This window comes from Streptomyces odonnellii, from assembly GCF_000981895.1.
In the GTDB taxonomy this organism is placed as follows: Bacteria; Actinomycetota; Actinomycetes; order Streptomycetales; family Streptomycetaceae; genus Streptomyces; species Streptomyces odonnellii.
This window is the reverse complement of sequence record NZ_LATD01000027.1, coordinates 78,092-86,141: the sequence shown is the minus strand read 5'-3', so window position 1 is coordinate 86,141 and position 8,050 is coordinate 78,092. Positions and strand designations below refer to the sequence as shown.

8 protein-coding genes are annotated in these 8,050 nt (G+C 66.2%); 6 read left to right on the top strand and 2 right to left on the bottom strand.

What is annotated here, in order from left to right; genetic code table 11:
- Positions 1-138: 138 nt before the first annotated feature.
- The 6 genes from WH07_RS04270 to WH07_RS04250 all read left to right on the top strand — a co-directional run bounded on the left by WH07_RS04270 (position 139) and on the right by WH07_RS04250 (position 5,824).
- Positions 139-885: a CapA family protein gene (locus tag WH07_RS04270; RefSeq protein WP_079022938.1), complete on the top strand. Its 747-nt coding sequence runs from the start codon at positions 139-141 to the stop codon at positions 883-885.
- 338 nt (positions 886-1,223) lie between these two features.
- Positions 1,224-1,526: an SDR family oxidoreductase gene (locus WH07_RS37045; protein ID WP_157877218.1), complete on the top strand. Its 303-nt coding sequence runs from the start codon at positions 1,224-1,226 to the stop codon at positions 1,524-1,526.
- Positions 1,527-1,874: 348 nt separating this feature from the next.
- A complete protein-coding gene (locus WH07_RS04265; protein ID WP_157877216.1) occupies positions 1,875-3,089 on the top strand; it encodes an acyl-CoA dehydrogenase family protein in 1,215 nt (404 codons plus the stop codon).
- Positions 3,090-3,141: 52 nt separating this feature from the next.
- Complete coding sequence (locus tag WH07_RS04260) at positions 3,142-4,059, top strand: alpha/beta fold hydrolase (RefSeq protein ID WP_046495374.1); 918 nt, start codon at positions 3,142-3,144, stop codon at positions 4,057-4,059.
- Positions 4,060-4,061: 2 nt separating this feature from the next.
- Positions 4,062-4,370, top strand: a complete 309-nt coding sequence (locus WH07_RS04255; protein ID WP_046495372.1) for a Dabb family protein — start codon at positions 4,062-4,064, stop codon at positions 4,368-4,370.
- On the top strand, positions 4,367-5,824 hold the full coding sequence (locus WH07_RS04250) for an aldehyde dehydrogenase family protein (RefSeq protein WP_046495370.1): 1,458 nt from the start codon (positions 4,367-4,369) through the stop codon (positions 5,822-5,824). Before WH07_RS04255 ends, WH07_RS04250 begins: the two co-directional genes overlap by 4 nt.
- Positions 5,825-5,914: 90 nt before the next feature.
- On the opposite strand, the gene WH07_RS04245 is transcribed toward WH07_RS04250, so the two are convergent.
- Positions 5,915-6,901 carry a substrate-binding domain-containing protein gene (locus WH07_RS04245; RefSeq protein WP_052744243.1) on the bottom strand — a complete coding sequence of 329 codons (987 nt, stop codon included), beginning with the start codon at positions 6,899-6,901 and terminating at the stop codon, positions 5,915-5,917.
- Between the two features lie 67 nt (positions 6,902-6,968).
- The gene (locus tag WH07_RS04240; RefSeq protein WP_232788710.1) at positions 6,969-7,970 is read right to left on the bottom strand and encodes a PDR/VanB family oxidoreductase; all 1,002 of its coding nucleotides are present in this window, start codon (positions 7,968-7,970) and stop codon (positions 6,969-6,971) included.
- Between the last annotated feature and the right edge of the window lie 80 nt (positions 7,971-8,050).

Sequence of the window (8,050 nt, the reverse complement as noted above, 5' to 3'; positions counted from 1 at the left end):
CCCTGGCGCCGTCCCAGCCCCAGCCCCCGCCGTCCTCGCCGGGCTCCGCGGCGTCCCCGGGGCGGCCCGCCGCGGAAGGTTCGTACTGGGCCTGACGGGCGGCGCGCTGGCGGGCGGCGGCAACATACCGATTGACCAGTGCCCTACTCATCGATCTTGTGGCCTGGCTACGCGGCGACCGCAGACAGCCCGGGGTGTGCACCCCTCCGTGTCACCACGCGGTACGACCAGGCCGAACTGGAGCAGCCAGGCTCGCCGCGCCGTATCAGCACGACGGTCCTGCCAGAGGATCTCGCCGCGATGGAGCAGGACATCCGAGCAGCGAAGGAGAGCGCGGACGTCGTCGTTGTGACGCCGCGCTGGGGCCTGCACTTCGTGCCAGGCACGCTCGCCGACTACGAAACCGAAATCGCGCACACGGCGATGGACACAGGTGCCGACCTCGTTCTGGGATGTCACCAGCACGTCCTCAAACCCATCGAGGTGTACCGGGGCAAGCCGATCTTCCACGGGCTCGGCAACTTCATCATGGATGTCGGCATGTCCGCGCACGCGAACAGCCCCGCACTGCGGGAGGTGCAGGAGCTCTACTCCGAATACGCGGTGTCGTACCAGCCGGACTACCCGACCTACCCCTTCCACGCGACCGCGCGGCGCACGATGATCGCGCGCTTCCGGATTGGGGACGGGAATGTCACCGAAGCCGGTTTCCTCCCGTGCCTGATCAATCGTCGGGGGCAACCCGAACTACTGGGAGGCGATGATCCCTCGTTTGATGACATCTATCGTCACGTCGTCGACATCACGCGGGCAGTCGGCTTCGAGGTTGCGATGCGCCGCGAAGGGCCCGGCATCGTCATCGACCTGGCTGGGCCGGTGAGCTGACTTCCCGTATCCGTAAGGGCATGGAGATCTGTCCCTCACAAAGCGACCGCGACCCCAGGCATGCGGCACAGTCCTTGAGAGCCATGGCACGACAGCCCGCGTACCGGTTCAGCGCGGGGAACCGGTGACGAAGAGTGAGGTGTGGAGATCATGTCTGGGCGTGCCGTTGGTCCTTTCCCCCCGCTGTTGGGGGACGTCACCGACTGGGACAGTGCTCATGCGGCTCTTCGCCGCGTCAACGAAGAGTTGGGGGGCTCAACGTCCTGGTCAACAATGCCGGCGGCGCGCTGCGGTAGCACGGGAGGTTCGTCGATCAGAAACCCGAGACCATGTGGCGTGTGATCAAGTCCGGGATAATCGGATTCACCCGCAACCTCGCTGAGGATCTTCGCGGCACAGGGGTGTCGGCGGTGGCTGTCTGCCCTGGAGTGATGGTCGGTCCGCATGCGCTGGAGCGCATGCGAGGCGGGTCGACCTCGCAGAGCCGTCCGGCGCTCGAGTACGCAATAGACCAAGTCGCTGTCGGACGCTTCTCATTGCCGGAGGAAGTGGCCAACATGGCCGTTGTGGCCGCCTCACCGGTCGGCGCCTGTCTGAGCGGCACTGCCATCGGCGTCGGCGGCGGCGGCATGACCGACTGACAGGGCTCTCGGCTGCTGGACGCCGTGTGCGAGTGGCTGAGCGCGACAGTCCGCGGGCACAGGGGCCGACCTGCTGATCATTTCGGATGGATGGCCAGCGCCCGGCGCCCATCGTGGGCGCCGGGTAAGGCCAGTTCGTGGAGCATCGCGTGCTCTGGGGCCGGGTGATGCCCCGGAGCGGGCCATCAAGCCGCCGGAACGGCGGCTCGCGCGGCACGACCCGGTAAAGGTTCGGCGCAGGGCAGCCTCCTCAGCACCATCTCAGCACGCGTTTCTCCTCGATGGGGAACGGTCTGTCGCGCGGCGCCAGTGGGCCACTTGTCATGAACTCGAAAAGACGCAGGAATCTTGAATCTTGCCATCGAGGGTAATCATGGTTACCATGAACATATTCAAATCCATGGAAGGGCAACCCCGATGACGATCGCTGCCGAGGAGTCCGCAGCCCTGGTGGACCTGGTGTCCTCCTTCGCCCGCGAGGTCGTGGCGCCACAGGTTGCGGCCTACGACGAGGCGGAGCGGCTTCCGCAGGGCATCCTGAGACAGATGCGGGAGTTGGGCCTGTTCGGCGGAACGGTGCCCGAGGACCTGGGCGGCACGGGCCTCGATCACCTCACCTATGCCGCGGTCATCGAGGCCATGTCCACCGTCGACCACTGCCTCGGTGTTCTGATGAGCATGCCTTCCGCCCTGGTTGGATCGGGCCTGTTGAAGTACGGCACTGCCGAGCAGAAGAAGAAGTGGCTGACTCCGCTGGCATCCGGTGAGATCTTTGGCTGCGCGGGAGTCACTGAGCCCCAGTCGGGCAGCAATGTCGCAGCAATGGAGACCACTTACCGTCGGGTTCGGGACAAGTTCGTCATCAGCGGCGCCAAGACGTGGATCACGAACATCGACATCGCGAGCTTCATCGTCACCTTCGCCACACGTGACCGGAGTGAGGGCCGTTCCGGCGTCAGCGCGTTCGTCATCCCGCTCGACACACCCGGTCTGTCGACGCATCCGTTCAAGAACAAGTTGGGGTTCCGTCCGCTCTGCAGCGGTGAAGTCGTCTTCGACGAGGTCTGTGTCGGCACCGACGCGCTGCTGGGTGAGGAAGGCGACGGGTATCGCATCGCGATGGGGGCCGTCGAACGCGGCCGTCTGTCGGTGGCCGCGAGGGCCGTGGGCCTGGCGCAGGGCTGTCTTGAGGACTCGGTGTCCTACGCCAGGGAGCGTGTCATCGCCGGCACCGCGATCGCCGAGCACCAGATGATCCAGCACAAGCTCGCGCAGATGGCCACGGAGATCCAGGCCGCTCGACTGCTGGTGCAGGACTGCGCCCGGGCGATGGACGGCGGTTCGCGGGCCCGCACCGAAGCAAGCATGGCCAAGATGTACGCGAGCGATGTCGCGCAGCGCGTCGCGACCGAGGCCGTACAGATCCACGGGGCGTATGGCGTCTCCGCCGAGTTCCGTGTCGGGCGTGCCTACCGGGATTCCAAAGTCTTCCAGCTCGTCGAGGGCACCAACGAGATCCACCGGCTGCTGGTGGCCCGAGCTCTCCTCAAGCCCGGTCGCTGACCGGCGCCGGCTTCGCCCCCACTTGGGCGCGCCCGCATCGAAAGGGAACAATATGGCTACGCGCGACACCGTCTGGGTCGATCTCCTGGGCACCTCCTTCGAACAGCGTTTTTACGACGTCGACGGAGTACGAACCCGCAGCATCGAGGCTGGTGAGGGGCCTCCTATCATCTTCCTGCACGGTGGTGGCGGCCACGCCGAGACTTGGATCCGCAACCTCGGCCCGCACAGCAGCGACCGGCGGTGCTACGCGATCGACATGCTCGGTCATGGATTCACCGACGCCCCGGAGAACGGCACTTACACAACCGCCGAGGTGCTGGACCATGTGGTCCGGTTCCTTGACACCGCAGGCATCGAACGTGCGGATTTCTGCGGCGAGTCGTTCGGGGGGCGCATCTCGGCCTGGATGGCCATCAAGCATCCCGACCGAGTCGACAAACTGATCCTCAACACCTCCGGAGGCCTGCCCGCGACGGAGGACCGGCAGGCGGAGGACGTCAGCGACCTGCTCGCCCGAACCACGGCCTCGCTCCAGCAGACCAGCGATGAGGCGGTCCGCTCGCGGATCGCCTGGCTGTTCGCTGACCCCGCGCAGGTGCCCGAAGAATTCGTCCGCATACGGCAGGCCATCTACGCCCGCCCGGGGATCAAGAACTCCCTCACCAAGCTCTTCAGCCGGATCTTCGACCCCGAGGATGCCCGGAACTACTGGCTCACGCCGGAGCGCCTGGCCGGCATCTCCGCGCCCACGCTCGTGATCTGGAGTGATCACAACCCGATCCATTCCTATGAGGACGCCTGTAAGGGCTTCTCGCACATCCCGGACGTGCGCTTCCATCTCATCCGGCAGGCGGCGCACTGGCCGCAGTTCGAGCAGCCGGAGGAGTACAACCGGATCCAGATGGCCTTCCTGCGGGAAGATTCCGCCAGTTACGTCCAGACCGAACTCGCGACGAGTACAGGGTGAAAATGCTGCGACACGTTGTCCTTATGAAGTGGCACGACAAACTCGACGACGAGCAGGCGGAAAGACTGCGGCGCGCCCTGGACGACCTCGGCAAGCAGTGCCCTGATGTGCGGGCCTTCTCGCATGGTCCGGATACCGGTGTCCGACCCGGCGGCCACGACTACGCGCTGGTCGCCGACTTCGACAACGCCGAGGGGTGGCGCGCATACAGCGCTCATCCTGCACATGACGTGGTTCGGGACATTCTGCGCCACCTGGTGGCGTCGCAGGCCGTCGTCCAGTTCGAGGTGCCTGGGGTGGGACGCTCATGAGCGCAGCCGAGCGAGCCGGCCGCCAGTTCATCGGCGGCACGTGGGACCACTCCACCTCCGCCGCGATGGTGCCGGTGAGTAATCCGGCGACGAACGAAGTGATCGCCCAGGTGTGTCGGGGCACCGCCGAGGATGCCCATGCCGCTGTATCCGCCGCGCGTGAGGCGTTCGGGCCCTGGTCCGCCACGTCGCTCTCGGAACGGATCAACGTCGTACGTCACGCCGCGTCCGTACTTACGGGACAGGTCGACGACCTGACCCGGACCATCTCCCGCGAGGTGGGAACCCCTCTGCCCGTTTCCCGCGCTGCACAGGTCCAGCGCCCCATCGAGGTCCTCACGTCGTTGTGCGAGGCGGCCGAGAAGGTTGTGCGGTGGACGGAGCGGATCGGCTCCACGGTCGTGGTCCGCGAACCCTTGGGGGTCGTGGTGGCCATCACGCCGTGGAACTTCCCGCTCCACCAGGCCGTCGCCAAGGTCGGAGCCGCCCTGCTCGCGGGCTGCACAGTGGTGTTGAAGCCGTCCGAGCTCGCCCCCCTGAGCGCCTACGTACTGGCTGACGCCTTCGCAGCGGCCGGGCTTCCGGCAGGCGCACTCAACGTGGTCACCGGTGCTGGGGACGTGGGCGAGGTGCTGGTGTCCCACCCGGACGTCGACGGCATCTCATTCACCGGTTCCACCGCAGTCGGCCGGCGGATTGGTTCCACGGCGGCAGAGACCGTGAAACACGTCGCGCTCGAACTTGGCGGCAAGGGGCCGTCCGTGATCCTGCCGGGCGCCGACGTCAAGGCCGCGTCAGCGGCCACCGCGGCACGATGCTTCACCAACTCCGGCCAGGTCTGCGCCTCGCTCAGCCGTCTCATCGTCCCGCAGGAGAGCCTCGAAGCAGCCGAGGAAGCCCTCGCAGAGTTTGTCGCCGGACAGCGGCTCGGAGACCCGTTCGAGGACGTTACGACGCTGGGCCCGGTCATCTCCGCCGGACAGAAGACTCGGATCTCAGCGCTGGTCAGCCAAGCTGTCGACGAAGGCGCACGGCTGGTAGTCGGCGGGCCCGACGCCGCGGTTCCTCAGCAGGGACACTACGTCGCCCCGACCGTATTCTCCGACGTCACCTCAGCGATGACCATCGCACAGACCGAGGTCTTCGGGCCTGTCCTGTGCGTCATGCCCTACGAAGGTGTCGACGAGGCGGTCCGCATCGCCAATGACAGCGAGTATGGACTGGTCGGGGCGGTCTGGGGGCCGAACACTGCCGAGACCACCCGCATCGCTGGTCGAATGCGGGTGGGAATGGTCGGTGTGAACGGGGGCCGCATCAATGTCAAGGCGCCCTTCGGCGGCTACCGGCAATCGGGCAACGGCCGCGAGTTCGGCGCCCTGGGCATCGAGGAGTTCCTGGAGGTGAAGTCCGTGAACTTCGCCTCGGAAAGCCAGGCCATCTGGCCGGCTCCGTAACCATCCTCCCTCCGCAGGACAGTGGCCCTATCCTCTGGCGTGCTCCTACAAGCCGCACCCCGGATAGGGCCACGTCATATGTGTTCAGTCTCAGCCCTGGGATTCCAACTGGAGGAAGTAGTCCGGCAATTCAAGGTGGCCCCAGAGGAGACCTTGATCCTCCATGTAACGCAGCAAGGTGCGCAGTGTGGGCAGATTGGCTTCCAGGCCGTAGGGCCAGGGGTCCTGCCCCATGAACCGTGTCTGCTCCTCGACGGCGGCGAGGGTCCACGGCAAGGTCGGATACGACACGCTCGTGGACCACAGACGGCGTTGCGCTCGCAGTTTGGCCTCGTTGAAGATGTCGAACACCGCCTGGGCCAAGCCCTCGTCACGGTTGAGCAGCGTCCGCCTCATCACGAGGACGTGCATGACCGGGAACACCGAGGTCCTTCGGAAGTAATCGCGCTCCACTGCTTGGGCGTCGTCGAAGAGCCTTCTGACGCCGGGGAGGGGCGGGGCGACGCCGGCGCCGATCCACGCGTCGATGTCGCCGCGCAGCAGCAGTTCGTGCAGAGCCAGCCCCGGCGGTGCCGTCACGATGTCGACGTCGGCGGGGTAGATCACCGATTCCGCGCCCAGTCCCGCGGGGGGCCGGTGGGCAACCCATCGGATGTCCGACGGCTTGACGCCGTACTCATCGGCGAACAACCCGCGAAGCCAGACGGCCATCGTCATGCCGTACTCCGGCAGGCCGATCCGCCGGCCGCGCAGATCCTCCGGCGAGTGGAACTCCGAGTCCTCGCGAACGTAGACGTTGCTGTGGCGGAACGCCCGCGAGACCCAGACGGGAAGGGCTACCAAGTCCGCGGCCTCGCCCAGGCGAGACCGCTCGGTCATGTAGAAGGACACGGACATCTCGCCGCCGGCCAGGTGCGGATCGTCCCTCAAGTCGGAAAAGGCGTCTTTGGGGCTGGGAAGCAACCGCGTCCGGATGGGCAGGCCCTGTTCCGCGCTCAGCTTGTCGACGTCGGCGAGCCGGTCGTAGGAGCCCCCAAAAGCGAAAACCAGAGGCTCAGCCATCAACATCACCGCCAAGTCTAATAATCATAGGCATATTTTCGCCCCAACCGGTCGATGCGTCAACACGCGGAACAGCGGCAACTCACGCGTCGATGACCAGCTCGGAAGACTTGGACCTGCCGACACACAGGATCATCGTCCCTTCGGCTTCGTGCTCCTCCGGTGAAGCCACCGTGTCTCGATGGTCGGGCGTACCCGCGACCACGGCGACTTGGCAGGTCCCGCAGTAGCCTTCGGCGCACGAGAACAACAGGTCCGGCGCAACGTCCTGGACCGCCTCGTAAATCGTCTGGTCCGCTCCTACACGCACCGTCAGGCCGGACTGGGCCAGCACGAGATCGAAGCAACCGTCACCCGCGACAGGCCCGGTCAGGCCGTCGGCCGCGGCGGAGAAACGTTCGATGTGCAGTCGATCAGCCAGACCCTTGCGGACACTCACGGCCTGCAGAGCATCCAGCAGGCCGCCCGGACCGCAGGAGTAGATGTGTGTGGCCTCGGTGACGTCGTCGAGCAGGGCCTCCAGATCAGGCCTGCCGACCACGTCCTCGGGGAGCAGTGTGACGCGGGCTCCCCCCAGGGCCCGCATCTTTTCCACGTACGCCATCGACGTCCTGGAGCGCCCGCCGTAGACGAGCTTCCAGGCCGCTCCCGCGGACTCCGCCTCATGGATCATCGGTATGAGCGGGGTGATTCCGATTCCTCCGGCGATGAAGAGGTATTCCTGGGACTGCACGAACTCGAAGTGGTTCCTCGGCCCGCGCAGCGCAAGGGTGGTGCCCGCGGCCACTGCCGCATGGATCTCCTGCGAACCGCCGCGGCCGTTGTGCTCACGGAGTACCGCGACGGTGTACGCCGTCAGGTCGGCCGGGTCTCCGCACAACGAATACTGCCGGACCAGGCCTGAAGGGAGGATCAGATCCACGTGTGCCCCCGGCCGCCAGGGCGGAAGGCTCCCGCCCTCGGCCGCCCGGAGGACGAGGCTCACAACATCATCGGCCTCGCGGGCGACCGCGGCGACCACGACAGGCAACGTCGATGCTTCGGTTGCGCGGTTCATGTTCTCCGTCAGCTCATCGGCGGACATGATCATGGGGTCCCTCTAGGGTCTTTCGTTTGGATCTGGCCGGATCAGGGAGCGGGCTCTGGTGTCGTGGATCGCAAGGC

What these genes read in the sequence shown, in the direction of transcription:
- WH07_RS04260 (WP_046495374.1), top strand. Translation starts at nt 3,142, where the DNA reads ATGGCTACGCGCGACACCGTCTGGGTCGATCTCCTGGGCACCTCCTTC.
- WH07_RS04255 (WP_046495372.1), top strand. Translation starts at nt 4,062, where the DNA reads ATGCTGCGACACGTTGTCCTTATGAAGTGGCACGACAAACTCGACGAC.
- WH07_RS04250 (WP_046495370.1), top strand. Translation starts at nt 4,367, where the DNA reads ATGAGCGCAGCCGAGCGAGCCGGCCGCCAGTTCATCGGCGGCACGTGG.
- WH07_RS04240 (WP_232788710.1), bottom strand. Translation starts at nt 7,970, where the DNA reads ATGTCCGCCGATGAGCTGACGGAGAACATGAACCGCGCAACCGAAGCA.